Origin of the sequence: Pseudomonas sp. NS1(2017), from assembly GCF_002269425.1 — a bacterium.
In the GTDB taxonomy this organism is placed as follows: domain Bacteria; phylum Pseudomonadota; class Gammaproteobacteria; order Pseudomonadales; family Pseudomonadaceae; genus Aquipseudomonas; species Aquipseudomonas reactans.
Genome location: NZ_CP022960.1, coordinates 6,177,907 through 6,203,233, shown reverse-complemented (window position 1 = coordinate 6,203,233; position 25,327 = coordinate 6,177,907). Strand labels below are relative to the sequence as shown.

At 60.3% G+C, this 25,327-nt stretch carries 26 protein-coding genes and 1 pseudogene; 14 read left to right on the top strand and 13 right to left on the bottom strand.

The window, feature by feature from the left end; all coding sequences use genetic code 11:
- Positions 1-41: 41 nt before the first annotated feature.
- Positions 42-1,388, bottom strand: a complete 1,347-nt coding sequence (locus CI807_RS28815) for a putative porin (RefSeq protein WP_095017177.1) — start codon at positions 1,386-1,388, stop codon at positions 42-44.
- 283 nt (positions 1,389-1,671) lie between these two features.
- On the opposite strand from CI807_RS28815, the gene CI807_RS28810 reads away from it, so the two are divergent.
- Complete coding sequence (locus CI807_RS28810; protein ID WP_095017176.1) at positions 1,672-2,796, top strand: GNAT family N-acetyltransferase; 1,125 nt, start codon at positions 1,672-1,674, stop codon at positions 2,794-2,796.
- A gap of 13 nt (positions 2,797-2,809) precedes the next feature.
- Here the strand turns inward: CI807_RS28810 and CI807_RS31980 are convergent.
- From CI807_RS31980 to CI807_RS28780, 6 genes and pseudogenes are all read right to left on the bottom strand, one after another.
- Positions 2,810-2,896, bottom strand: a pseudogene (locus CI807_RS31980) (outer membrane lipoprotein carrier protein LolA); the annotation flags it as partial.
- 19 nt (positions 2,897-2,915) lie between these two features.
- Positions 2,916-3,617, bottom strand: a complete 702-nt coding sequence (gene aqpZ / locus CI807_RS28800; protein WP_095017175.1) for an aquaporin Z — start codon at positions 3,615-3,617, stop codon at positions 2,916-2,918.
- A 226-nt stretch (positions 3,618-3,843) separates the two neighbouring features.
- Positions 3,844-5,676, bottom strand: coding sequence for an ABC transporter ATP-binding protein (locus CI807_RS28795; RefSeq protein WP_095017174.1), 1,833 nt, complete (start codon positions 5,674-5,676; stop codon positions 3,844-3,846).
- Positions 5,677-5,770: 94 nt separating this feature from the next.
- Complete coding sequence (locus CI807_RS28790) at positions 5,771-6,334, bottom strand: peptidylprolyl isomerase A (RefSeq protein WP_016979352.1); 564 nt, start codon at positions 6,332-6,334, stop codon at positions 5,771-5,773.
- 3 nt (positions 6,335-6,337) lie between these two features.
- Positions 6,338-7,141, bottom strand: a complete 804-nt coding sequence (locus tag CI807_RS28785) for an alpha/beta fold hydrolase (protein WP_095017173.1) — start codon at positions 7,139-7,141, stop codon at positions 6,338-6,340.
- Between the two features lie 14 nt (positions 7,142-7,155).
- The gene (locus tag CI807_RS28780) at positions 7,156-8,079 is read right to left on the bottom strand and encodes a LysR family transcriptional regulator (RefSeq protein ID WP_095017172.1); all 924 of its coding nucleotides are present in this window, start codon (positions 8,077-8,079) and stop codon (positions 7,156-7,158) included.
- 49 nt (positions 8,080-8,128) lie between these two features.
- Here CI807_RS28780 and CI807_RS28775 point away from each other — a divergent pair, with 49 nt between their 5' ends.
- The 4 genes from CI807_RS28775 (at position 8,129) to CI807_RS28760 (ending at position 11,228) form a co-directional block, all read left to right on the top strand.
- The gene (locus tag CI807_RS28775; protein WP_095017171.1) at positions 8,129-8,443 is read left to right on the top strand and encodes a 3-phosphoglycerate kinase; all 315 of its coding nucleotides are present in this window, start codon (positions 8,129-8,131) and stop codon (positions 8,441-8,443) included.
- A 139-nt stretch (positions 8,444-8,582) separates the two neighbouring features.
- Entirely contained in the window at positions 8,583-9,182 is a 600-nt protein-coding gene (locus CI807_RS28770; RefSeq protein WP_095017170.1) for an FMN-dependent NADH-azoreductase, read from the top strand.
- 202 nt (positions 9,183-9,384) lie between these two features.
- On the top strand, positions 9,385-10,263 hold the full coding sequence (locus CI807_RS28765; protein WP_095017169.1) for a carboxylate/amino acid/amine transporter: 879 nt from the start codon (positions 9,385-9,387) through the stop codon (positions 10,261-10,263).
- A 272-nt stretch (positions 10,264-10,535) separates the two neighbouring features.
- Positions 10,536-11,228, top strand: coding sequence for an Abi family protein (locus tag CI807_RS28760; protein WP_095017168.1), 693 nt, complete (start codon positions 10,536-10,538; stop codon positions 11,226-11,228).
- A gap of 2 nt (positions 11,229-11,230) precedes the next feature.
- Here the strand turns inward: CI807_RS28760 and CI807_RS28755 are convergent, their stop codons facing one another.
- On the bottom strand, positions 11,231-12,529 hold the full coding sequence (locus tag CI807_RS28755; RefSeq protein WP_095017167.1) for a mechanosensitive ion channel family protein: 1,299 nt from the start codon (positions 12,527-12,529) through the stop codon (positions 11,231-11,233).
- A gap of 193 nt (positions 12,530-12,722) precedes the next feature.
- Between CI807_RS28755 and CI807_RS28750 the strand changes: the two genes are divergently transcribed.
- Positions 12,723-14,069, top strand: a complete 1,347-nt coding sequence (locus tag CI807_RS28750) for a DEAD/DEAH box helicase (protein WP_016979359.1) — start codon at positions 12,723-12,725, stop codon at positions 14,067-14,069.
- A 50-nt stretch (positions 14,070-14,119) separates the two neighbouring features.
- Here CI807_RS28750 and CI807_RS28745 read toward each other — a convergent pair whose 3' ends face one another.
- Positions 14,120-14,395, bottom strand: a complete 276-nt coding sequence (locus CI807_RS28745; protein ID WP_028617399.1) for a hypothetical protein — start codon at positions 14,393-14,395, stop codon at positions 14,120-14,122.
- 154 nt (positions 14,396-14,549) lie between these two features.
- On the opposite strand from CI807_RS28745, the gene CI807_RS28740 reads away from it, so the two are divergent.
- The 5 genes from CI807_RS28740 to copD all read left to right on the top strand — a co-directional run bounded on the left by CI807_RS28740 (position 14,550) and on the right by copD (position 18,875).
- Positions 14,550-14,939, top strand: coding sequence for a transcriptional regulator (locus CI807_RS28740; RefSeq protein WP_095017166.1), 390 nt, complete (start codon positions 14,550-14,552; stop codon positions 14,937-14,939).
- A 127-nt stretch (positions 14,940-15,066) separates the two neighbouring features.
- Positions 15,067-16,773 (top strand): copper resistance system multicopper oxidase, encoded by a 1,707-nt coding sequence (locus CI807_RS28735; RefSeq protein WP_095017165.1) that lies wholly within the window; start codon positions 15,067-15,069, stop codon positions 16,771-16,773.
- A gap of 10 nt (positions 16,774-16,783) precedes the next feature.
- Entirely contained in the window at positions 16,784-17,599 is an 816-nt protein-coding gene (locus CI807_RS28730; protein WP_095017164.1) for a copper resistance protein B, read from the top strand.
- 50 nt (positions 17,600-17,649) lie between these two features.
- Complete coding sequence (copC, locus tag CI807_RS28725; RefSeq protein ID WP_095017163.1) at positions 17,650-18,024, top strand: copper homeostasis periplasmic binding protein CopC; 375 nt, start codon at positions 17,650-17,652, stop codon at positions 18,022-18,024.
- Complete coding sequence (gene copD / locus CI807_RS28720; protein WP_095017162.1) at positions 18,021-18,875, top strand: copper homeostasis membrane protein CopD; 855 nt, start codon at positions 18,021-18,023, stop codon at positions 18,873-18,875. Before copC ends, copD begins: the two co-directional genes overlap by 4 nt.
- On the opposite strand, the gene CI807_RS28715 is transcribed toward copD, so the two are convergent.
- The 3 genes from CI807_RS28715 to CI807_RS28705 all read right to left on the bottom strand — a co-directional run bounded on the left by CI807_RS28715 (position 18,872) and on the right by CI807_RS28705 (position 20,912).
- The gene (locus tag CI807_RS28715; protein ID WP_095017161.1) at positions 18,872-19,738 is read right to left on the bottom strand and encodes a DUF6279 family lipoprotein; all 867 of its coding nucleotides are present in this window, start codon (positions 19,736-19,738) and stop codon (positions 18,872-18,874) included. The two genes, copD and CI807_RS28715, sit on opposite strands and share 4 nt — an antisense overlap.
- A 65-nt stretch (positions 19,739-19,803) precedes the next feature.
- Positions 19,804-20,526, bottom strand: a complete 723-nt coding sequence (locus tag CI807_RS28710; protein ID WP_016979367.1) for a TorF family putative porin — start codon at positions 20,524-20,526, stop codon at positions 19,804-19,806.
- 206 nt (positions 20,527-20,732) lie between these two features.
- Positions 20,733-20,912, bottom strand: coding sequence for a hypothetical protein (locus tag CI807_RS28705; RefSeq protein ID WP_003193095.1), 180 nt, complete (start codon positions 20,910-20,912; stop codon positions 20,733-20,735).
- Between the two features lie 311 nt (positions 20,913-21,223).
- Here CI807_RS28705 and CI807_RS28700 point away from each other — a divergent pair, with 311 nt between their 5' ends.
- The 3 genes from CI807_RS28700 to CI807_RS28690 all read left to right on the top strand — a co-directional run bounded on the left by CI807_RS28700 (position 21,224) and on the right by CI807_RS28690 (position 24,152).
- Positions 21,224-22,060: a S1 RNA-binding domain-containing protein gene (locus tag CI807_RS28700; RefSeq protein ID WP_017845295.1), complete on the top strand. Its 837-nt coding sequence runs from the start codon at positions 21,224-21,226 to the stop codon at positions 22,058-22,060.
- Positions 22,061-22,112: 52 nt separating this feature from the next.
- On the top strand, positions 22,113-22,511 hold the full coding sequence (locus CI807_RS28695) for a DUF2177 family protein (RefSeq protein ID WP_095017160.1): 399 nt from the start codon (positions 22,113-22,115) through the stop codon (positions 22,509-22,511).
- Positions 22,512-22,709: 198 nt separating this feature from the next.
- A complete protein-coding gene (locus CI807_RS28690; RefSeq protein WP_095017159.1) occupies positions 22,710-24,152 on the top strand; it encodes an NCS1 family nucleobase:cation symporter-1 in 1,443 nt (480 codons plus the stop codon).
- On the opposite strand, the gene CI807_RS28685 is transcribed toward CI807_RS28690, so the two are convergent.
- Entirely contained in the window at positions 24,064-25,272 is a 1,209-nt protein-coding gene (locus tag CI807_RS28685; RefSeq protein ID WP_095017158.1) for an MFS transporter, read from the bottom strand. The two genes, CI807_RS28690 and CI807_RS28685, sit on opposite strands and share 89 nt — an antisense overlap.
- Positions 25,273-25,327: the final 55 nt, after the last annotated feature.

Sequence of the window (25,327 nt, the reverse complement as noted above, 5' to 3'; positions counted from 1 at the left end):
ATGTTCTTCGCGAGCAAGCTCGCTCCTACAGTGGGGTGGCGTTAGAACTTGGCTTCTGCGTCCAGCTGCAGGGTGTTGGCGTTCGCGTCGCGGTAGCCCGGGGCGCTGGCGTAGTCCGCTTTGGTCAGGAAGTAAGTGGCGCCGACCGCGAAGTTCTTGTCGATGTCGTAACCGACCTTGAACTTGTGACCGCGTGCACCGGTGAAGCCGCCAGCGAAGTCCGAGTCGGTGAGGGCGCCGACCACGGCGTAACGTTGTACGTCGCGGTAGTTGTAGTCCAGGTTGAAACCGAAGACTTTGGACTTGGCACCGAGCAACCAGGCAGTGTCCTGATCTTTGTCAGTGGCTTTGGTGTTTTGCACGTACTGGCCATAGAACGACAGCGGTACGGCCAGGCCGCCGATGTCGATCTGGCTGAAGCCTTCATACAAACGGTACTCGCTGGCATTGCCGGCGGTGGTGTTCGCGATGGTTTCGGCTGGGGTCAGGCATTGGAAGGAGCCAGCGGTCGGGCAGCGGCTGTCTTCATCGTTCTGGAACGCGTAGACGCTGCCGCCCAGGGTCAGTTTCAGGTTATCGGTCAGCGAGAAGCGCGAACCCAACTGGCCTGCCGTCATGCGCAGGTCGTTGCGAAATTGCACGCCGTCGCCGTTGACGTTGTCCTTGAGGTTGTAATTACCCAAGCTGCCGAACAGCTCGGCGCTGCTGCCCAGTGGGTATTTGTAGGTTACGGCCAGGCCTTCCGGGTTGATATCGCTGTCCCAGATCACATCGCCCATGCTGACCCACGGCTGCAGCATTTTGCCGCCGATCACGTGCAGGTTCTTGATTTGAGTCGGGTGGTAGTCGATGTAACCCAGGTCCAGCCAGATCGACTTCTTGTTGAAGTAGCCGTCCAGGTCCTGGTTGGTGGAGCGGGCGTCGTCGCTGCTGCCGGTGGCGATACGGATGCCGGTGTCGACTTGTGAGTTGATCTCGGTGTAGGCGCCCAGACGAGCACGGATGCGCTCACGATCCTTGTCTTTGCCGCCGTTGTTCGGGGTGCCGTCGATCTTGATGGTTTCATGACGGAAGCGCACGTCACCCTTGAGTTGAGTCTTGGCCGCCCAGGCCAGCTTCTGGTCGAAGCTGCTCAGCTCGTTGGTTTTCTTCGCGGTGGCCGCGATCTGTTCGTTGGTCTCTTGTTGAGCTTGCCGTGCGATCTGCTGCTCTTTCTGGTCCCGTGCCAGTTCAGCTTGCAGTTCGCTGTACTGGGCATTGGTGATCTGGCCGTTGGCCTTGAGCATGTCGAGCAATTTAGCGTCGACTGCAGCGCTGGCCGGAACGCTCAGGGCCAGTAACAGGCCGCCGCACAGGACCGCCGCAGTTTTAGTGGAAGCAAGACGCATATCAATCTCCGAAAGTGAGGAGGGATGGCAAACCATCCAGGACACAACCGACCGATGACGGACGGAAAAATAGCCGCCGGGTAGAACCAGGCGCTCTAAAAACAGGCGTCAGTATCACGATCGTTTATGACGGAGCAGTGGCGAAGTGATGTCATCTAGATGACAAATTTTTCACGTTCGGAACTATTGGTTTAGAGCCTTGTCGTGCGAAACGGGGGTGTACCAAGGCCGGCAATCAGCGATACTCGCCAGGCTTTCACGCCCCAAACCAGTGAGGATGCCGATGCCGTTGCAACGCCTGGACAGCCTGTCCGAGATCGCCCCGCAAGCCTGGGATGCGCTGGTGCCACAGGCCCAGCCGTTCGTACGGCACGCCTTTCTGAGCGCCTTGGAAGACAGCGCCAGCCTCGGCCCGCAATCGGGATGGCAGCCGGAGCATTTGCTGCATTGGGAAGGAGATCGGCTGGTGGCGGCACTGCCCAGTTACCGCAAGTGGCATTCCTATGGCGAATACGTGTTTGATCACGGTTGGGCCGATGCTTGCGAGCGGGCTGGTATTGAGTATTACCCCAAGCTGTTGACTGCCGTGCCGTTCAGCCCGGTCAGCGGGCCACGCCTATTGGCGGCGAGTGCAGAGGAGGGTTTTGAACTGCTGAAAAGCCTGCCGGGTTACCTGGAAATCGAAGGGCTCTCCAGTGCCCACATCAACTTCACTGACGAACTGGCCGATACGGCAATGGCCCAACAACCGGGCTGGTTGCAGCGCCTGGGCTGTCAGTTTCACTGGCAGAATCGGGGTTATCGAGACTTCCAGGATTTTCTTGATGCGCTGAGTTCACGCAAACGTAAACAGATGCGTAAAGAGCGCGAACAAGTGGCGGGGCAGGGCATCGACTTCGAGTGGCTGCAAGGCCATGAGCTGAGTGAAGCCCAGTGGGATTTTGTCTACGCCTGCTATGCCAACACCTACGCCATCCGCCGCCAATCACCGTACCTGACACGCGCTTTCTTCAGCCTGCTGGCCGAGCGCGTGCCCGAAGCGATCCGCGTGGTCCTGGCCAAACAAGGCACTCGCCCGGTGGCCATGGCCTTCAGCCTGATCGGCGGCGACAGCTTCTACGGCCGCTACTGGGGCTGCCTGGCGGAATTCGACCGCCTGCACTTCGAAACCTGTTTCTACCAGGGCATGGACTACGCAATCGCCCACGGCCTGCAACGCTTTGATGCGGGGGCACAGGGCGAGCACAAGTTGATTCGTGGGTTTGAACCCGTGATTACACGGTCATGGCACTACTTGCGCCATCCGGGATTAAAGAACGCCGTGGAAGATTTCCTCGAGCGCGAGCGGGTGGGGATCGTGGCGTATGCTGAGCAGGCGAGGGCAGCCCTGCCTTATCGGCAGGTGTAACGCTCGGGTCCCCTGTAGGAGCGAGCTTGCTCGCGAAAAACCTGAGAGCGCCGCGTAAAACCAGATGCGCTGCGTCATCGTTGACGGTTTTCGCGAGCAAGCTCGCTCCTACAAAGGGGTTAGGCAGGCGCCTCCTTGCCCAGCCAGCGGTAGGTCACACCACCGATTACCGCGCCAAGGATCGGCGCGAGCCAGAACATCCACAACTGCTGGATCGCCCACCCGCCGACGATCAAGGCCGGGCCGGTACTGCGCGCCGGGTTGACCGAGGTGTTGGTCACGGGAATGGAGATCAGGTGGATGAGTGTCAACGCCAGGCCGATGGCGATGGGCGCGAGGCCCGGCGGAGCACGGCGATCGGTGGCGCCGAGGATGATCACCACGAACATGGCGGTCATCACCAGCTCACAGACAAACCCCGCCGCCATCGAATACCCGCCCGGTGAATGCTCGCCATAGCCGTTGGACGCCAGGCCCGACGCCAGTTCGAACCCCGGTTTGCCGCTGGCAATGAAATACAGCAACGCAGCGGCGATCGTACCGCCGACCACCTGCGCCACGATGTACGCGGGCAGTTCCCTGGCAGGAAATCGTCCGCCTACCACCAACCCCACTGACACGGCCGGGTTGAGGTGGCAGCCGCTGATGTGCCCGATGGCGAAGGCCATGGTCAGCACCGTGAGCCCGAATGCCAGGGACACACCCAACAACCCGATCCCGACTGCAGGGAACGCTGCGGCCAGCACCGCACTCCCACAACCGCCCAACACCAACCAAAATGTACCTAGCCCCTCTGTGATTGAACGCTTGAACAAAGACATGCAACCCGTCCTTGATAGATCGCTCTACCGGATCCGTAAATCAGTGATGCTCCTTGCAGATTTACTTCAGCGCCCCTCTGGGCACTGCACTGATTACAGCAGGATTGCGGCAAAAGTGTAGGAACGAGCTTGCTCGCGAAGAACGCCAGGACGCCAGTTAAAACCAGGCTGCCCGCGTTATCGTTGACGTTTTTCGCGAGCAAGCTCGCTCCTACAGTGAGAGGGGTTAGTCGATACCGACGAACCCACCCGTCTGGTGCTGCCACAACCGCGCATACAACCCGCCATGGGCCAGCAACTCGGCGTGGCTGCCGCTCTCGGCAATCTGGCCTTTCTCAAGCACCACCAGGCGGTCCATCCGTGCAATGGTCGACAACCGGTGCGCGATCGCAATCACCGTCTTGCCTTGCATCAGGGTTTCCAGGCTCTCCTGGATGGCCGCTTCCACTTCCGAATCCAGCGCGGAGGTGGCTTCGTCCATGATCAGGATCGGTGCGTCCTTGAGCAGCACGCGGGCAATGGCGATACGTTGACGTTGCCCGCCAGAGAGCTTCACCCCGCGCTCACCGACGTGCGCATCCAGCCCGGTACGGCCTTCGGAATCCGACAGCAACGGGATGAACTCATCGGCACGCGCCTTGTGCACGGCGGCCCAGAGTTCTTCGTCGGTGGCGTCGGGCTTGCCATACAGCAGGTTGTCGCGGATCGAGCGGTGCAGCAGCGAAGTGTCCTGGGTGATCATGCCGATCTGTTCGCGCAAGCTTTCCTGGGCGACGTCGGCGATGTTCTGGCCATCGATCAGGATGCGTCCGCCTTGCAGGTCGTACAGGCGTAGCAGCAGGTTGACCAACGTCGACTTGCCGGCACCCGACGGCCCGATCAGGCCGATCTTTTCACCGGCCTTGATCTCAAGGTTCAGGCCGCCAATGATTCCGCTCTTCTTGCCGTAGTGGAAGTCCACCTGTTCGAAACGCACTTCGCCCCGTGGCACGCTCAGGCGCGGGGCGTTGTCGCGGTCGATCACGGCGAGTGGCTGGGCGATGGTTTTCAGGCCGTCCTGCACCTGGCCGATGTTCTCGAAAATGCCGTTGACCACCCACATGATCCAGCCGGACATGTTGACGATACGAATCACCAAACCCGTGGCCAGGGCAATCGCGCCCACCGAGATCAACGACTGTGTCCACAACCACAGGGCCAGGCCGGTGGTGGTGACGATCAGCAGGCCGTTCATGGTGGTGATCACGATGTCCATGCTGGTGACGACGCGGCTAGCTAACTGGGTTTTTTCGGTTTGTTCGATGATCGCTTCCTTGGCGTATTCCTGCTCATAGCGGGTATGGGCGAACAGCTTCAAGGTGGTGATGTTGGTGTAACCGTCGACGATGCGCCCCATCAATTTGGAGCGCGCTTCGGAGGAAATCACCGAGCGCTCCTTCACCCGTGGCACGAAGAAGCGCAGCGCCAGGCTGTAGCAAATGATCCAGGTCACCAGCGGGATCATCAGGCGCCAATCAGCTTCGGCAAACAACACCAGGGAACTGATGGCGTAGATCGCCACGTGCCAGATCGCATCCACTGCCGCCACGGCAGAGTCGCGCAGGGAGTTGCCGGTCTGCATGATGCGCTGGGCAATTCGCCCGGCGAAGTCGTTCTGGAAGAAATTCAGGCTCTGTTTGAGCACGTAGCTGTGGTTTTGCCAGCGAATCAGGCTGGTCATGCCAGGGCTGATGGTCTGGTGCACCAGCAGGTCATGCAGGGCGCCGAAAATCGGGCGCAGCAGCAGGGCGACCACGGCCATCCAGATCAGCTCGGTGCTGTGCACCTGGAAGAAGTTGGCCGGCGGCGTGCCCTGAGCCAGGTCGATGATGCGGCTCAGGTAGCTGAACAGTGCGACTTCGATCAGCGCCCCGATCAGGCCCACCACCAGCAAGGCGGCGAAATGCGGCCACACCTGGCGCAGGTAGTAGAGGTAGAAGGGCAAGACTTTGTCGGGCGGGGCTTCGCTGGGGGCGTCGCGGAAAATATCGATCAGTTGTTCAAAACGACGATAGAGCATTAGGTATGACGCCCGCGGGGCGGGCTCTCCTTTCAAATGCGCGCGCGGCCTTGTGGGCAGCGCGCGGGACTACCTGAAGAACGCCCTGCTGACCTCAGTCGATGCGCTTGGCCGACTTGATCACAACAGGATCGATTGGCACGTTCTGCATGCCCTGCTTGGTGGTGGTCTGCGAGTTGACGATCACATCAACCACGTCCATGCCCTTGACCACTTTGGCGAAGACGGCGTAACCGGCATCGCGGCCCGGGTCGAGGAAGGCATTGTCAGCCACGTTGATGAAGAATTGGCTGGTGGCCGAATTCGGGTCATTGGTGCGCGCCATCGACAGCGTGCCACGCACGTTATGCAGGCCGTTGCTGGCTTCGTTCTTGATCGGTGCTTCGGTCGGCTTCTGCGACATCTGTGCGGTAAACCCGCCGCCCTGGACCATGAAGCCTGGGATCACGCGGTGGAAAATCGTGTTGGTGTAGAAGCCCTTGTCGACATAGGCCAGGAAGTTCTTGGTGCTGATCGGCGCCTTGACCGGGTCCAGTTCGATCTCGATGTCGCCGTTGGTGGTGGTGATCAATACGTGGGGCGCCTTGGCGGGCTCGGCGGCCATCAGGTTGGCGGCGAACAGTACGGAACCGGCGAAGAAGGCGATTTTTTTCAACATGGGTCAGTGATCCTGGGTAGTGGTTTCGACTGTCTTTAGAAAATCGAGCAGGGTTGCGTTAAAGACTTCGGGTTGGTCCAAGGGCGTGGCATGGCGGGAATCCTCGATCACCACCAGCCGCGCATCGGGCAGCAGTTTTACATAGTTTTCTTTCTGCGCCACGGGGGTGTAATCGTGGTCGGCGCTGATGACCAGGGTTGGACAGGTGATTCTGGAAAGTCGTTCCTGCACGCCCCAGCCCACAATGGCATCGAAGCTGGCGAGATAAGCACGTTTGTCGTTTTTTGCCCAGCGTTCGGCCATCTTGCGGCGCAGGTCGGCTTGCTCCGGCTTGGGAAACAAACGGTCGCCCAGCGCCTTGCCGATAGTGGCCAGGCTGAGCACGCGCGCCAGGCTCCAGCGCTTGGCCCATTGCCAGTAATCATCGGCACTGCGCACCTTCACCTCTGGCGCGCTGTTGACGATGCAGAGGCTCTTGACCTGTGCGGGTTCGTCCACTGCCAGTTGGAAGGCAATCATGCCGCCCATGGACAGACCGACCACATGGGCGGGTGGCAGGTCCAAGTGTTCGATCAGCGCCAGCAGATCAAAGGTGAAGCCCTGGATGCTGTAGCGTTCGCGCGGTTTGTCCGAACGGCCATGGCCGCGCACATCCACCACGATCAGTCGGTAATGCCTGGCCAGCACTGGAATCTGCAGTTCCCAATCCTGGCTGCTGGAACCCAGGCCGTGGATCAGGATCAGCGGCGTACCGTGGCCGTATTCCTCGTAGTGCAGACTGCATCCTTCGTGGTCGAACCAGGCCATGCATGAACTCCGTTTCAGGCTTGCTGCGGGGCGGCGAAAGGCGCGTCCAACGGGGCGGTGTCAAAGGTGCGCAGCAGTTCCACGAGGATCTGCGTGGCGGGCCCCAAGGGTTTGTCCTTGTTTGAGTACAGGTAGAACGTCGGGTTGCGGCTTCCACCCTTTTCCAAGGGTAGCTGCTTGAGCAGGCCTTCCTTCATTTCGCGTTCGATCAGGTGGCGCGGCAACCAGGCAAAGCCCAGGCCGCTGCTGACGAAGGTGGCGGCGGTGGCCAGGCTGCCGACGGTCCAGCGCTGTTCGGCGCCAAGCCAACCCACATCACGCGGTTGCTGGCGACCGGAGTCGCGAATCACCACCTGCATCTGGCTTTCCAGGTCCTGGAAGTTCAGCTCGCGGTTCAGGCGGTGCAATGAGTGGTCCGGATGGGCCACGGCAATGAATTCCACATCGCTCATTTCCGTGCCCAGGTAGCCGGGGATAATGAACCCGCTGATGGCCAGGTCGGCCATGCCATCGAGCAACAACTCTTCCACGCCCGACAGCACTTCTTCACGCAGGCGCACACGACAACCCCGGCTCTGCGGCATGAACGCGGTAAGCGCGCGCACCAGGCGTGCGTTCGGATAGGCCGCGTCTACCACCAGCCGCACCTCGGCTTCCCAGCCCTGTTCCATATGGTGGGCGAGGTCTTCCAATTGGCTGGCGTTTTTCACCAGTTGCCGGGAGCGGCGCAACAGCACTTCACCGGCATCGGTGAGCACGGCCTTGCGCCCGTCAATGCGCAGCAGCGGCACGCCGAGCTGGTCTTGCATGCGGGCCACGGTGTAGCTCACCGAGGACTGCGAACGGTGCAGCGCTTCGGCCGCCTGGGCGAAGCCGCCATGGTCGACCACGGCTTGCAGCGTGCGCCATTGATCGAGGGTAACGCGGGGCGCTTTCAAGATGGGTTCCTCTTGTCCTAAGCTGACAGTCCTTATTGGAGACTGCCGAATGAGAAAATTCTGTTGTGTGTTGCTGGCGCTGCTGCCGTTGAGTGCGTTTGCCTACCCCATCGACGTGACGAAAAAGATCGACGGTGTCAGCATCGATTACACCGCCTCTGACGTGGACGGCGATATCAGCTCGATCCAGCTCAATAACTACGGCACTCAAGACGCGGTCTGCTCGGTAATCTTCACCAACGGCCCGGAATCGCCGCGTCGCCGCACGGTCACGGTGCCAGCGGGCAAAAGCACCAACACCACGGTCAAGTTCACTCGCGCCATTATCAAGATGCGGATCGCCCTGGCTTGCGCACCGAAGTGACCGAGCAGCGGAGCATGCTCCGCTTATAAACAAATTTATAGATGGGTTATAGCAGTTTTTTGCGCTTTTTTATCGAATTGGCTCTGTTTAATCTCCACTCCATCGCCTTACAGCAATTTCCGATGGAGCCTACAAAGCCATGTCCAATGTTCTGATCATCGAAAGCAGTGCTCGCCAGCAGGATTCGATTTCCCGCCAACTGACCCAGCAATTCATCAGCCAGTGGCAGGCCGTTCACCCGGCCGATCAGATCACCGTGCGCGATGTGGCCCTCAACCCGGTTCCACACCTGGACGCCAACCTGCTCGGCGGCTGGATGAAAGCGGCGGATCAGCGCAACGACAGCGAGCAGGCGTCCCTGGACCGCTCGGACGAATTGACCCACGAACTGCTGGCGGCCGACGTTCTGGTGATGGCCGCGCCGATGTACAACTTCGCCATCCCCAGCACCCTCAAAGCCTGGCTGGATCACGTGTTGCGGGCCGGTGTGACCTTCAAGTACACCGCCACCGGGCCACAGGGTCTGCTGACCGGCAAGCGCGCCATCGTGCTCACCGCGCGCGGTGGTATTCACACCGGGGCCAGTTCCGATCACCAGGAACCCTACCTGCGTCAGGTCATGGCGTTTATCGGGATTCACGACGTGACCTTCATCCACGCCGAAGGGGTGAACCTGAGCGGGGACTTCCAGGAAAAGGGCATCAACCACGCCAAGGCGTTGTTGGCACAGGTAGCGTGATCCTTTAATCGCCAGATAATCCCGCGATGTTTATCTAGCTCCACGCAAGCCCTTCAAGTACGCGTAACGAACCTCCCTTTGCACTTTTGCTCCTGAGTGCTCCTGCCCGACTGCCGCTTTAGCGAGGTCGGGTTTTTTTTGCCCCGAGTTTCTTCAAACGCCGAAAACCTTTAATGTCCCGCCCATTCGAAACGAGGCGCACATGGGCTACTTACTGGTTGTCACCCTGATTCAGGCATTTTCCTTCAGCTTGATCGGCGAATACCTCGCCGGTCACGTCGACAGCTACTTCGCCGTGCTGGTGCGCGTGCTGCTGGCCGGTTTGGTATTCATCCCGTTGACGCGCTGGCGCTCGGTGGAACCGGGCTTCATGCGCGGCCTGCTGGTGATTGGCGCGTTGCAGTTCGGCGTGACCTACGTGTGCCTGTACCTGAGCTTTCGCGTGCTTACGGTGCCCGAAGTGTTGCTGTTCACCATCCTCACGCCGTTGCACGTGACGCTCATCGAGGATGCGCTCAACCGGCGCTTCAACCCCTGGGCGTTGATTGCCGCGCTGGTGGCGGTGGCGGGCGCGGCGGTGATCCGTTTCGACCAGATCACTCCGCACTTCCTTGGAGGCTTCCTGCTGCTGCAACTGGCCAACTTCACCTACGCCGCCGGACAGGTGATGTACAAGCACCTGGTCAAGCGCTACCCAAGCGAACTGCCGCATTACCGGCGTTTTGGTTTCTTCTACGTGGGCGCTTTGCTGGTGGTGCTGCCGGCGTTCCTGCTGTTCGGCAAGGCCAACTTCCTGCCCGATGCATCGTTGCAATGGGGCGTGCTGGTGTTCCTCGGGCTGGTCAGCACGGCGCTGGGCATGTACTGGTGGAACAAGGGCGCTTGCCTGGTGCAGGGCGGCACCCTGGCGGTGATGAACAACCTGCATGTGCCGGTGGGGTTGCTGCTGAACCTGCTGATCTGGAACCAGCATGAGCCGTTAGGGCGACTGGCCTTGGGTGGGTTGGTGATTTTGGCGGCGGTGTGGATCAGTCGGTTGGGCATTCAACCGGGCAGTGACGCAGTGAAAAAAGCGTCGTAGCAAAAAGTTGAATCGCCAGAAATGAGGAGGCCCCGCAAAGCGGGGCCGTCACATAACCTAGTCTCGTCACCGTTTCGTGTCGCACGGGAGTGGAGGTTCCTAGGGCTGCGGGCTCAGATTACCAGCCGCGTTTTTTACGTCAACCCCATCTGGCGCCGGTTTAGGTCAACTGCACCATTTGGCAACAGTATGTTTATTTCAAGCGAAAAAACCTGTCTGCACTATCGCTCGCGCTTGTACATTTCTTTGCGCTGAAGGGAGCTTGCGGGTAAATGGTCTGGCAAACGTTGGAGGCAAAGCTCTCCACACCACGAATGAACCGCTACCTCAAGGGGCATCAGGGCAATCAAGAGCATGCCGCTGCTGCCTATGTGCACAATATGAGGATCGCAGAGTCCCTGGTCTCGATTTTTCACGTGCTTGAAGTTGGGCTGCGCAACAGTATTCAGCGCGAGATGGTGCGCGAGTACCGACGTGACGACTGGTACGAGGCCTTCAAGGCAAGCACCAATCCAGAGCTTCGCTCCAGCTATCAAAAAGTGGACGACGCGCGTACGGCGCTCATGAAAAGAGGTGTCGACCCAGGTCCGGACGACATCACGGCTGAGTTGAGCTTTGGCTTCTGGACTTCACTGTTCAATCGAAAGGCCTTTCCGGATGTTTCCAAGCCTTTGATGAAGGTATTTTTCTACTGCCCAAGAAACGCCAAAAAAGCCGACGTTATTCGTAGCCGCCTGAACAATGCGAGGGACCTGCGAAATCGCTGTTTCCACCACGAGCCACTCCTATGGCAACCGCTATTTGCCTTGCATCGGGATATCACAGAGGTGGTGCAGTGGATTGATCCTGGGTTGTGCGCCTGGTTAAAAAGCCATGATCGACTCCCTACTGCATTGGTCGATTGGAGTCACTGGAGGGAGGCGGCGAAGCGTCCGGCCACCCAACCAGCTTCAAAAACTCAATAGCGCTATATCACGGCTTTTTCCGGTGCCGGCAAATGACTGGCCCCCAACACCGCCGGCAACACCCCCGCACGCAAGTCATTCCCGCTCGGCTGCTGATACAGGCTCAAGCCAAACTCCGGCAGCACCGCCAGCAGGTAATCAAAAATATCCCCCTGGATCCGCTCGTAATCTGCCCACGCCGTGGTGCGGGTGAAGCAGTAGATCTCCAGCGGCACGCCCTGGGCGGTGGTTTGCATCTGGCGCACCATGCAGGTCATGTTCGGCTGGATGTCCGGGTGGCTTTTCAGGTAGGCCAGGGCGTAGGCGCGGAAGGTGCCGAGGTTGGTCATGCGGCGGCGGTTGGCCGAGAGCTGCGCACTGTGGCCCTGGGCTTCGTTCCAGGCCTTGAGTTCGGCCTGCTTGCGCCCGATGTAGTCGGTGAGCAAGTGCACCTGGGTCATGCGCAGTTCTTCGTCGTCGCGTAGGAAGCGCACGCCGCTGGCGTCGATGAACAGGCTGCGCTTGATGCGTCGCCCACCGGAGGCCTGCATGCCGCGCCAGTTCTTGAACGACTCGGACATCAGGCGCCAGGTGGGGATGGAGACGATGGTCTTGTCGAAATTCTGCACCTTGACCGTATGCAGGGTGATGTCCACCACGTCGCCATCCGCGCCGACCTGGGGCATTTCGATCCAGTCGCCGACCCGTAGCATGTCGTTGCTGGTCAACTGCACGCTGGCGACGAACGACAACAGCGTGTCCTTGTATACCAACAGAATCACCGCCGACATGGCGCCAAGCCCTGACAGCAGCAACAGTGGCGAGCGGTCGATCAGGGTGGCGACGATGATGATCGCGCCAAACACGAACAGCACCATCTTCGCCAACTGCACGTAGCCCTTGATCGAGCGGGTGCGCGCGTGTTCGGTGCGGGCGTAGATGTCCAGCAGGGCGTTGAGCAGGGCGCTGACGGCCAGCACCAGGAACAGGATGGTGATCGCCAGGGCCACATTGCCGATGAACAGGATGGCGGTCTTGCTCAGGTCTGGCACCAGGTACAGGCCAAACTGGATTACCAGCGACGGCGTCATCTGCGCCAGGCGGTGGAACACCTTGTTGTGCCGCAGGTCGTTGAGCCAGTGCAGGGCCGGTTGCCGGCCGAGCAGTTTGACGGCGTGGAGGATGAGGTAACGTGCCACTCGTCCGAGCAACAGGGCCACCACCAGCAACACCAGCAAGCCGAGGCTGGCATGCAGCAGCGGGTGTTCGTCGAGGGCGCCCCAGAGGTCTTGGACGTTGAGCCAGAGCTGTTTGATATCCATGGGTGAAACCGATTCTTCTATAAGACAACACGGGGCGATTAGAGCATTTAAGTGCAACAAAGTTGATGTCATGGACAAATGCCCTGACAAAAAAGCGGTCGATTAGCACTGTTCGCGTAAAGAAACTCGGTTTGGGCGCCCGAAACCGGTAACCTATGCAGCTGATTTTTTGTATTTCTTCGAGGTAGCACCCGTGTTTTCCCAATTCGCCCTGCACGAACGCCTGCTCAAAGCCGTGGCCGAGCTTAAATTTGTCGAGCCTACGCCTGTGCAAGCAGCGGCCATCCCGCTCGCGCTCGAAGGGCGTGACCTGCGGGTGACAGCTCAAACCGGTAGCGGCAAGACCGCCGCTTTCGTCCTGCCTGTGCTGAACCGCCTGATCGGCCCGGCCAAGGTTCGCGTCAGCATCAAGACCCTGATCCTGCTGCCGACTCGCGAGCTGGCCCAGCAGACCCTGAAGGAGGTTGAGCGTTTCTCGCAGTTCACCTTCATCAAGTCCGGCATCATCACCGGCGGTGAAGATTTCAAGGTCCAGGCCGCCATGCTGCGCAAGGTGCCGGACATCCTGATCGGCACCCCGGGCCGCATGATCGAGCAACTCAATGCCGGCAACCTCGACCTCAAGGAAGTCGAAGTGCTGGTGCTGGACGAAGCCGACCGCATGCTCGACATGGGCTTTGCCGACGACGTGCAGCGTCTGGTGGGCGAATGCGTCAATCGCCAGCAGACCATGCTGTTTTCCGCCACTACCGGTGGTTCGACCCTGCGCGACATGGTCGCCAAGGTACTGAACAACCCTGAGCACCTGCAGGTCAACAACGTCAGCGACCTGAACGCGACCACGCGCCAGCAGATCGTCACCGCCGACCACAATGTGCACAAAGAGCAGATTCTCAACTGGCTGCTGGCCAACGAGACCTATCAGAAAGCCATCGTGTTCACCAACACCCGCGCCGCCGCCGACCGCATCTATGGCCGCCTGGTGGCCCAGGAATACAAGGCGTTCGTGCTGCACGGCGAGAAAGACCAGAAGGATCGCAAGCTGGCCATCGACCGCCTCAAGGCGGGTGGCGTGAAAATCCTGGTGGCCACCGACGTCGCCGCCCGTGGCTTGGACGTGGACGGCCTGGACCTGGTGATCAACTTCGACATGCCGCGCAGTGGCGACGAATACGTGCACCGTATCGGGCGTACCGGGCGTGCCGGTAACGATGGCCTGGCGATCTCGCTGATCTGCCACGGCGACTGGAACCTGATGTCGAGCATCGAGCGCTACCTCAAGCAGTCGTTCGAGCGCCGCACCATCAAGGAGGTCAAAGGCACCTACACCGGGCCGAAGAAGGTCAAGGCGTCGGGCAAGGCCGTTGGCGTGAAGAAGAAAAAGACCGACGCCAAGGGCGACAAGAAGAAAACCGGCGCGAAGTCGCCGACCAAGCGCAAGATCGCCAACCGGCCGAAGACCGACAACCTGTCGCTCGTCAGTAAGGACGGCATGGCGCCGCTCAAGCGCCGCAAGCCGGAAGCCCCTGCTGCCGAATAAGGCGTAGGTGATGTGAAAAAACCGGACGATTGTCCGGTTTTTTTATGCCGTCAGTTCTTGGCCTTGGCGGCTGCTTCCTTGAGCTCCTTCAGGCGAGCATCGATCAACTGGCACTTGTCGGGGAATTCCGCGCTTTCGGTGTCCAAGTCCATCTTTTGCAGCTCGTCGTTCATCTCCTTGGCCTTGGTCGGGTTCTGCTCGGTCAGCTTGGCCACTTCCTGAGCCAGTTGCTCGCGCTTGGCGGTAGCCTCGTCTGGCGTACAGGCCCAGGCGGGCAGGGCGGTCAACAACGCGGCGGCGATGGCCAGGTTCATCAGGGTTTTCATGGGTGGACCTCCTTGGCAGTGATACTCAGTGGAGGTCGTGGGTCCCTGGAAAGTTCACGCCAATGACGCTCGTCTCCTGAGCTGAACGGCCAGTGACGTGGCGGGTCACACCTCTTAACGGGCTACTTTCCACCCGCCCGCAGGAGGAATCAGGATGACGACTTACAACTGGGATCTGATAGAACGTCTGCTGCATGAAGTGCAGAACGGCGAGGGCAGCTTCGCCCCGCGCAAATACGCCGAGCAGGAAGCGGCCGAGAAGGCCACGGCGGGCGAGTCCACCGGCAATCTGGACGCGCTCAAGAAGACGGCTGCGGATTATGAAGCGCTGCTGTTCAAGCGCGGCTTTATCGAATCGCGCCCCGAAGACGAGGGCGGTAATGGCGAGAATTTCATCCTGACCCCGATGGGCGCGCAGTTGCTGGCGCTGATCGACAGTTCGATTCCGGGCAACGATCACCCACGCCAGGTGCTGGATGAGCAATCCGACGCGCTGGACCCGGCGACTTTCGCCGAGGTGGCCTCCAAGGCCCAGATCGCCTGATACCCATTACGCCCCGGCACGCTCGCAACGCCGGGGCGAAACTGTCAGATCGGTAATCTGCCGCTAAGCTGGCTGACAGCCGGCCCTGCCTACTCTGCTGCCATTCAACTCATGGAATTGAATCGGCATGCACTCCAATACCTCCCGACGAACCTTCGTCAAAGGCCTGGCTGCCGGCGGCTTGCTCGCTGGATCTGGGCTCTGGCGCAGCCCGGTCTGGGCCTTGACCAGCCCCGGCCAGCCCACGGTGCTGGCAGGCACCGAGTTTGATCTGTTCATCGACCAGACTCCCGTCAACTTCACCGGACGCCACCGCACGGCGCTGACCATCAATGGCGGCTTGCCCGGCCCGCTGCTGCGCTGGCGCGAAGGCGACACCGTGACTTTGCGCGTGAAGAACCGCTTGGCCGAACCGACGTCGATCCACTGGCACGGCATTCTCCTGCCGTCGACCATGGACGGTGTGCCGGGCTTGAGCTTCAAGGGCATCGAGCCGGGTGGCGTGTTTGTCTACCAATTCACGGTCAAGCAACACGGCACTTACTGGTACCACAGCCATTCCGGGTTTCAGGAGCAGCAGGGCGTGTATGGCCCGCTGGTGATCGAACCGAGGGATCCCGAGCCGTACACCTACCAGCGCGACTACGTGGTGATGTTGTCGGACTGGACCGACGAAGACCCTGTCGCCTTGATGAAAACCCTCAAGAAACAGTCCGACTACTACAACCTGCACAAGCCCACCGTGGGCGACTTTATCCGGGATGTCGGCAAGCAGGGCTGGTCGGCCACGGCTGCCGACCGCCTGATGTGGGCGCAGATGAAGATGAACCCCACGGACCTGGCCGACGTCAGCGGCGAGACCTATACCTACCTGCTCAACGGCCAGCCGCCGGAGCGCAATTGGACCGGTGTGTTTCAGGCTGGCGAGACGATCCGCTTGCGCTTTATCAACGGCTCGGCAATGAGCTACTTCGATGTGCGCATTCCGGGGCTGAAGATGACCGTGATTGCCGCCGATGGTCAGCCAGTGCAGCCGGTGAGCGTCGACGAGTTCCGTATCGCCGTGGCGGAGACCTTCGATGTACTGGTCGAGCCGACGGCCAAGGCCTACACGCTGTTCGCTCAGTCGATGGACCGCAGTGGTTATGCCCGCGGTACGCTTGCCCGACAAACCGGGGCGACGGCCCCCGTGCCGGCACTGGACCCGCGCCCCTGGATCACCATGGACGACATGGGCATGGGAGGGATGGACCACGGCGCCATGGCGGACATGCCGGAGATGGCGGGCATGGATCACAGTGCCATGTCGATGCAGGCCCATCCGGCCAGCGAGCAAGACAACCCGCTGGTGGATATGCAGGCCATGAGCCCGGTGCCCAAGCTCGACGATCCCGGCATCGGCTTGCGCAACAACGGCCGGCGTGTCCTGACGTATGCCGACCTGCGCAGCACCTTTGAGGACCCCGACGGGCGTGATCCCAGCCGCACCATTGAACTGCACCTCACCGGGCATATGGAGAAGTTCGCCTGGTCCTTCAATGGCGTGAAGTTTTCTGACGCCGAGCCTTTGCAACTGACTTACGGCGAGCGAGTCCGGCTGGTGCTGGTCAACGACACCATGATGAGTCACCCCATTCATCTGCACGGTCTGTGGAGTGACCTGGAAGACGAAAACGGCCAGTTCCAGGTACGCAAACACACTATCGACATGCCGCCGGGTTCCCGGCGCAGCTACCGGGTGACCGCCGATGCGCTGGGGCGTTGGGCCTATCACTGCCACCTGCTGTATCACATGGAAATGGGCATGTTCCGTGAGGTACGCGTGCATGAATAAGGAAACGAACATGAGCCGTCGTGTCTTATCCGGCTTAATCGCGTTGGCGTTTGTTCCGTTGGCACAGGCCGACGAGTTCCAGGGCATGAGCCCGGCGACACCGGCGCTTACCGAGAGTCGCACACCGATTCCCGTGTTGACTGACGCCGATCGCGCTGCGGTCTACAACGCGCCCGGTGGGCATAGGGTTCACGACAGTGGCATCAATTCCCTGCTGCTGATCAACCAGTTGGAATGGCAGGGCGGCGAGGGTGAGGGCGCGCTGAACTGGGATATCAAGGGGTGGGTCGGTGGTGATATCGATCGCCTGTGGCTGCGCAGCGAAGGCGAGCGCAGTGCCGGTCGCACCGAAAGCGCTGAAGTCCAGGCGTTGTGGGGGCATGCCATCAGTCCTTGGTGGGACCTTGTTGGCGGTGTGCGCCAGGACTTCAAACCCGGTGACGGCCAGACCTGGGCCGCGTTCGGCGCGCAGGGCATGGCTCTTTACAACTTTGAAGCCGAAGCCACGGTGTTTGTCGGTGAGGCAGGGCGCACTGCTGCGCGGCTGGAGGGCGACTACGACATCCTGCTGACCAATCGGCTGATCCTGCAACCCACCGCCGAACTCAACTTTTATGGGCGCAACGATCCGCAGCGCGGTGTTGGTTCGGGCCTGTCAGACAGTGAGCTGGGCCTGAGGCTGCGTTATGAAGTGCGCCGCGAATTTGCGCCCTATGTGGGCGTGACCTGGAATCGCAGCTACGGCCAGACCGCGCAATACGCCAGGGATGAAGGCGAAGACACGAACCAAGTGCGCTGGGTCGTGGGTGTGCGCCTGTGGTTCTGACGTTTCTATTTTTCCTATAACTCGCCGCCACGAGCGGCCTGGAGCCTTGCATGTCGATGTTGAAAACCGCCCTGGCGGGCGTTGTGTTGTGCACCAGCGTGGCGGCTTCAGCCCATCCCACGCTGCTGTCTTCCAGCCCGGCATCCGGTGCCCGGGGCGCGGCACCCGCAGTCATTGAACTGCGCTTCTCGGAAAACCTGTTGACGCAGTTTTCCGGTGCCAAGCTGATCATGACCGATATGCCCGGCATGCCCAATTCGCCGATGCCGGTAAAGGCCAGTGTCGCCGCCAGTACCGACCCCAAAGTGATGCTGATCAAACCGGCTTCCACGCTGACGACCGGAACCTATCGGGTCGATTGGCGGGCCGTGTCGTCCGACACGCACCCGATCCTTGGCAACGTGGTGTTCAGCGTCCAGCCATGAGTGAACTGGTCCCGGTTTTACTGCGCTTCGCCCTTTATCTGGACTTGATGCTGGTGTTTGGCCTGGGGCTGTTTGGCCTGTATGCAGACAGCAGGTTGCTGAATCTGAAGCCGCTGCTGCGCCGGTTGGCGGGGCTGGGTTTGCTGCTATCGGTGGCGTCGTTATTGTCCATGACCCAGGCCATGAGCGGCGCCGAAGATTGGCCGACACTGTGGACGCACCTGCAGATGATGCTCTGGCAGACCGAACTGGGCTGGACGTGGTGGTTGCGTGTTTCGGCGCTGGTTCTGGTTGCGCTGAATACCCGATTGGCCAGCTTGTTCGGCGGCGTCGCGTTGGTGACGCTGGCGTGGGCCGGGCATGGCGTGATGCATGAGGGCTCCTTGGGGCTGTGGCATCTCCTCAGCGACAGTGCGCATCTGCTGGCGGCGGCGGGTTGGGTCGGGGCATTGGCGGCGTTCAGTCTGATGTTGAGAAGTACCTCTGAGCAGGCGGTGCCAGTGTTGGCACATGCCTTGGCGGGCTTCGAGCGTGTCGGCGCAGTCTTCGTCGCGGTGCTGATCGGAACGGGCGTGGCGAATTATCTGTTTGTGGTCGGGCCGAACCTGGATGGCATTACGGGCGGCGCCTACGCGATCCTGCTTTGCTTGAAGTTGGGCTTGTTTGGATTGATGTTGGGGCTGGCCGCGCTTAATCGCTCGCACTTGACGCCGTTGCTTCAACGCTCGCTGGCGGCGGGCGATCACCGAGCGGCGCGTGAAGCCTTGCGTCGTAGCATCACCCTGGAGTTTGGGGCGGTGGTGCTGATCCTGGGGCTGGTGGCCTGGTTGGGAACCTTGGCACCCCGCTAGGGCTGCACGCTCTTCAGGCATTTAAGCGCCTGGAAATCGCTGCGCACCTTGTCGATTTTCTGGGTGAGTTTCTGCCGTTGTTGCACGGTGCTTTCGGCCATCACGTCGACAATCAGGCTGCGGGCCGCAGCTTCCGTCTGTGCATAGGCGCTGCGGTATTGCGGGGTCCACAGGCTTTCGCGGTCCACCAGCAACTGGTGCATTTTTTGTGGGAAGTCAGCGTTTTTGCGCTGTTGCACGGCGTCGATAAACTGCGCCTGCCAGCGGGCGCGGTTGCCGATCCATGCCTGGTTCTGCTCGCCCAGAGCGATGGACCAGGCGGTCACGCGGTTCTGCTGGCTGGCGCTGAGCGGGCCGATCCAGGCGTCCAGGCGTTTGCTCATGCGCTCGGCGCGGTCCTTGATCTGCTGGGCCAGGGGCGGCTTGAGGTATTCGTCCTGGCGCTTGCGCAGGTCCTTGGCCAGGGCGTCGCTCATTTCGTTGACCTGCTGGTCGTCCAGGCCTTGGAGCAGTTCGATGGCGGAGGGCGTGATTTCACGGGCGACTTCGTCGATGGCCTGTTTGGCCTCGGTGGTCCGGGCCTGAAGCGCGGCGTCGGTGACCTGATTGTCGTTGGCCATCTGTTGCAGGCGGTCCAGCCAATCCAGGTAACCCGGCAATTGCGTGGTGCAGTGCCAGGCCAGGTGTTCCTTGAGCTTGTCGTTGAACCAACTCTTCTGCCCGGCATTCATGTCCAGGTAGTCATTGAGGGTCCAGGGGATGATCACGTCGAGGTTGCGATAGGCCAGGCCCACGCGATTGCAACCGGTGAGCACCAGGCTCAGGGTCAGCAGTACCACCAATAGTTTGAGCCGACGCAGCATGGGCGGGTCCTTCGCAGAGTGGGTTATCACATGTGAACCCGCGCCGGGTGCGACAGTTCAGCCCCTCAATAAAACGACCGCGCAGCCTTCAACGTCAACAGCCCATCGCATTGCGAGTTGTGTCCGGAATAGGCCGAGCAATCCCCGCCGCTGAGGCTGGAATCGCTGTAGATCAGGTTCAAGTCCACGCCCATCCACTGCCGGGAGAATTGCACCGACCAGTCGCTGAAGGCCCGAATGGAGCCGCCGTCCACCGAGACCGGGGTGCCCAACTGATGAGTGGTGTATTTCATGCTGACGCCAATGCCGAACGGCTGGGTGCCTCCGAGGTCGGCAAACAGGGTGCTGTCCTGGCGGTCCGGGTCGTTGCTGAAGGAGGCGCCGAAGCGATTGCCCAGCAGGTTCAGGCCGCCGTAGAACTCCTGGCTGTCGAGGGGGCTGAGCCTGGGGTAGCTGTAGTGGATCAGACCCACTTCGTAGCCCAAGGTCTGGTCGAAGGGGTGCTTGAAGCCCATGTAGGAATCGACTTCGAGGTTGCTGGACGAGGACAGGCCCATGTTCGGTGAAAACTGGCCGAAGTACAGGCCGCTGTCGTGGCTCAAGTCCAACCCGCCATGGAACGAATCGCTGCCGGGAGACGTTGGCTTGACCAGGCCCTGGGCCATGCTGCGGCTGGGCGTCGTGCCCAATTTCAAGTCGAAGTCACCCAATTCACGCTGGAAGATCTGCGCTTCGGCGAGAGGGCTGGCAATCAGGGCACCGACCAGGAATATGCAGGGTTTGAACATGCTTCACTCCATGAAAAGCGAGGAGCAGTGACAGAGAAAGTCGGGCAGATGCCCGTGCTAGACGTGTGCAAGCATACCGGCGAATGCCAAGCGATGAGGCCCGTTCGTCGATTCGCGTGGTTCTGAAGGTATTGCAGAGGTATTTCGGGCTCTAGTCCTAGCGCCTTGATGGCAAGACGCTTAGGGACCAGGTGTGTTGCGCGGTATTACTTCTTACCCAGGCTGATCTGCTTGGATGGGCCGAAAGTCTGGCCGCTCACGCCCTTGGCAATCTGCTGGATTTCGCCGCCGGACTTGAGGAATGCAGCAATCTGGCTGTTGATCGATTCGCTGGTTTCAACGGCGGGAGCTGGCTTTGCTTTGCTGTTGGATGCTTTTACGCGCATGGCGGCCACTAACCTGTAGAAAATTAACTTGGCCAGGCATCGTACAGGAAATACTTGACAATTGCTTGGCAAATATCCTCCGGGAATAAGTGCGGTAGTAGGAAATAGCCGAAGTTCATCCTTGAAATAATCCCCTAACTTACTGTTTTAACTCGAAACCCTGCAGCTGTCCGCGGCTGACTGCGCGGAAAAAATGGGCCGATTGATCAGACGAGTGGGGCGGAGCCATGGCAACCCGCGATTTTTCAGGCACGCGCGCGTGGCGGGCGCAACTCGGGTAGAATGCCGCCCACGTAATGAGGGTATTGAAAATGGCTTTGGTCGGGCGCTACAACAGCTTGCAAGTGGTTAAACACACTAACTTTGGTTTGTACCTGGACGGTGCGCAAGATGGCGAAATCCTCTTGCCTAATCGGTATATCCCCAAAGATATTCCCAGTGAAGATGAGGACTGGCTTAACGTTTTCATTTATCTGGACAGCGATGACAAACTTATCGCCACGACTGAAAAGCCCAAAGTTCAAGTGGGTGAATTCGCCAGTTTGAAAGTGGTGGAAGTCAACAGCATTGGTGTGTTCCTCGACTGGGGTTTGCCCAAGGACCTGTTGTTGCCGTATTCGGAAGAAAAACGCCAGATGACCGCAGGCGAATACTGCGTGGTGCACGTCTACCTCGACAAACACACCAAGCGCATCACCGCCACTGCACGCCTGGATCGCTACCTGGACAAGACGCCGGCCAACTACCAGGTAGGCCAGGAAGTCGACCTGCTGGTGGCCGAAGCCACTGACATGGGCTTCAAGGCGATCATCAACAACAAGCACTGGGGCCTGATCCACAAGAACGAAGTGTTCAAGTTCCTGCGCCCAGGGAAAGAAGAGAAGGGCTTTATCAAAGAGATCCGCGCCGATGGCAACATCAGCCTGAGCCTGCAACCGGTCGGCCAGGAAGCGGCCTCCAGCCTCAACTCGAAGATCCTCGCCAAGTTGCGTGAAAACAACGGCAGCTTGCCGGTCAGCGACAAGAGTGATCCGGCGGTGATCAGCAACTTGTTCGGCGTGAGCAAGGGCAACTTCAAGAAGGCCATTGGTGCGTTGTACAAGCAAGGCCAGATTGTGATTCACGCGGATCGCATTGAACTAAGCTGAGTTCGCTTTGCTCTTCTGTAGACGCCCGTCGGCGTCTACAGAGGTTGCATCAATGAGCAAGAAATCGCTGTTCGCCTACTTCGGCACGTTGTTCGCCTTCCTGATCCTGGACGGCCTCTGGCTCGGTGTCCTCATGGGGCCCACCTATAAGTCCCTGCTGGGTCCACTGATGCTGGACCAACCCCGTCTGTTGCCCGCCACACTCTTTTATCTGCTTTATGTGCTCGGTTGCGTGGTGTTCGTTGTCTTGCCAAGCGCAAGCTGGCAACGCGCTGCACGCCTGGGCGCCTTGTTGGGCCTGGTCGCCTATGGCACCTATGACTTGAGCAATTGGGCCACGCTGCAAGGTTGGTCTGCGCAGTTGGCGGTCATGGACATGGCGTGGGGCACCTTCTTGACCGCAGCGTGCTGCACGGTGGGTTATCTGTGTGCACATCGAGTGCAGCGCTGATTGTGTACAGGAATTTTGTGCACCGTTGCTGAGCGTAGGCCCTGTATCCAAGCCTGTCCCCCTCCCTTTGGAACACCGTTCCAGAGGGATTGCGTTCAATTGGCACGCATTCTGCTGAATACCTCGTATACAAACCATGCCGCCTCCCGTATGCACCCCGTGACGGAAGTGCAGGCCGGTATTTCGAGGAGCCCCGCGATGACCGAACAATTGCCCAAAGGCTACAGCCCGCGCCTGTACAACCAGGACTTGGGCCCGCTGCCGCAAAAGTGGAACTGGTACAACATCTTCGCTTTCTGGATGAGCGACGTGCACAGCGTCGGCGGTTATGTGTTTGCCGCCAGTCTGTTCGCCTTGGGCTTGGCCAGTTGGCAGGTACTGATCGCCTTGCTCGCCGGTATCTGCATCGTGCAAGTGATCGCCAACCTGGTAGCCAAACCGAGCCAGCAGGCTGCGGTGCCTTATCCCGTGATCTGTCGCCTGGCGTTTGGCGTGTTTGGTGCGAACATTCCTGCGGTGATTCGCGGCTTGATCGCGGTGGCCTGGTACGGGATTCAGACGTACCTGGCGTCGAGCGCCTTGATCATCGTGGTGCTGCGCTTCTTCCCACAGATGGCGGTGTACGCGGAGCCGCATTTTGCGGGTTTGTCTTACCTTGGCTGGTTTGGTTTCCTCAGCCTGTGGCTGTTGCAAGCGGCGGTGTTCTGGGCCGGCATGGAGTCCATCCGGCGTTTTATCGATTGGGCCGGGCCGGTGGTGTATGCGGTGATGTTCGCCCTGGCGGGGTGGATCGTGTGGAAGGCGGGCTGGTCGAACATCAGCTTCACCCTGGCAGAGAAATCCCTGTCGGGCTGGCAGGCATTTGGCCAGGTGATCGTGGCGACGGCGTTGGTGGTGTCGTACTTCTCCGGGCCGACCCTGAACTTCGGCGACTTCAGCCGCTACTGCCGCAGCATGCGGGACGTACGGCGCGGCAACTTCTGGGGGCTGCCGGTGAATTTCCTGGCGTTTTCCCTGGTCACCGTGGTGATCGTCTCGGGCACCTTGCCGGTGTTTGGCGAAATGTTGCATGACCCGATCGCCACGGTTTCGCGCATCGATAACAGCATGGCGGTGTTGCTGGGCGCCTTTGCTTTTGTCACCGCAACCATCGGCATCAATATCGTCGCCAACTTCGTGTCCCCAGCCTTTGACTTCGCCAACGTCGCGCCGAGCAAGATCAGCTGGCGCGCGGGTGGGATGATCGCCGCCGTGGCGTCGATCTTCATCACACCGTGGAACCTGTTCAATAACCCGCTGATGATCCACTACACCCTGGATATTCTCGCGGCCTTCATTGGGCCACTGTTCGGCATTCTGCTGGTGGATTTCTACCTGATCAAAAAACAGCAGATCGACGTGGACGCGTTGTTCGATGACAGCCCGAGCGGGCGCTATTACTTCGACGGCGGCGTGAACTGGACGGCGGTCAAGGCGCTGGTGCCCGCGACGCTGGTGGGCGTCGCGATCACCTTTACCCCGGCGTTGCAGGGCATGGCCAACTTTGCCTGGTTTACCGGCTGCTTCCTGGGTGGGCTGTTTTTCCTGGTGTTGGCGCGGCGTGAACAGGTGCGCGTGCCTGCGCCGCTGGTTGCCGGCTGACCAGAATCGAGCCCGCCACCAGTAATCCGGCACCGGCGACTACCAGTGCCGGTTGCAGCCCACCACTCAGGTGGCTGCTGACCGAGGCCAGCAAGGGGCCGCTCAATTGGCCGATGGCGAAGCTGGCGGTGAGCAGTCCGGTGCTGCGCTGATAGCCGTGGGGGGCAACGTCCCGCAGGCGGGCCATCACCAACTGCATGCAAGCCAGGAACGGTCCGCCGCACAGCAACACCCCCAGTGCCAGGCCCCAGCCATTGCCCAGCAAGCAGGCAAACACCCCGGCTGCTTGCAGCCACAATGTGGTCATCAGCCAGCGGCGAGTGGTGTCTGGGTCCTTGCGGCGCAGGGTCGCCACCACCACGCCAATCGCGGCGGCCAAGCCAAAGCACGGCCAGAACAGGTCGGCTTGCCAGGCACCCTTGAATTGCGCGCTGGCCATCTGCGACAGGAACGTCGCCGGAATGATGTAGCCAAGACCGTACAACACATAGATCCAGCACAAGTGCGCGATGCTGCCGTTGCTTCCAGCATCGGTCTGGCCGACAACGGGCGTGCCGCTGGCGGAGGGCTTCGGCAGGAAAGGCAGGATGGCCAGCAACATCACCAGCGCCACCCCGCCATACACCAGCCACAATGTGCCCGAATTTTGCCCCATCAGGTTCGAGCCCAACGCCAGTAAGCCAGTCAACAAAATCCCCAGCCCCGGTCCGGCAAAAACCAAGGCACCCAGGCGCGGACGTCCGGCGGCAATCGCCAGCGGCTGGCTCAGGCTAGTGATCATCACCAACGCCCAGGCGCTCGCGACCCCGGTGCCAAAGCGCAGCAACAGGTGCGGCCAGAACCCGTGGGCCCAGTACGAGGCGAGCGTCAGCAGCACGCACAACCACAACCCGCCATATAAGCGCCCACGGACATGGTGGTGGCTGCGTGCGAAGATCGAATCCACCGCGCCGACGAAGTAGCCCAGGTAGTTGGCGGCGGCGATCAGGCCGGCGCCGGTCAGATCGATCTGCCCTTCACTGAGCAGATGGGGCATTTGGGGAGTGAGGGCGAAGCGGCCAATGCCCATCGCCATCATCAGGGCGACAAAGCTGGCGAGTAAGCGGACTAATGGAGACATGGTCAGTTTTCCTGCGGGTAAACGAATACCCTCAGGCTAAAGCGGATTGACTTTC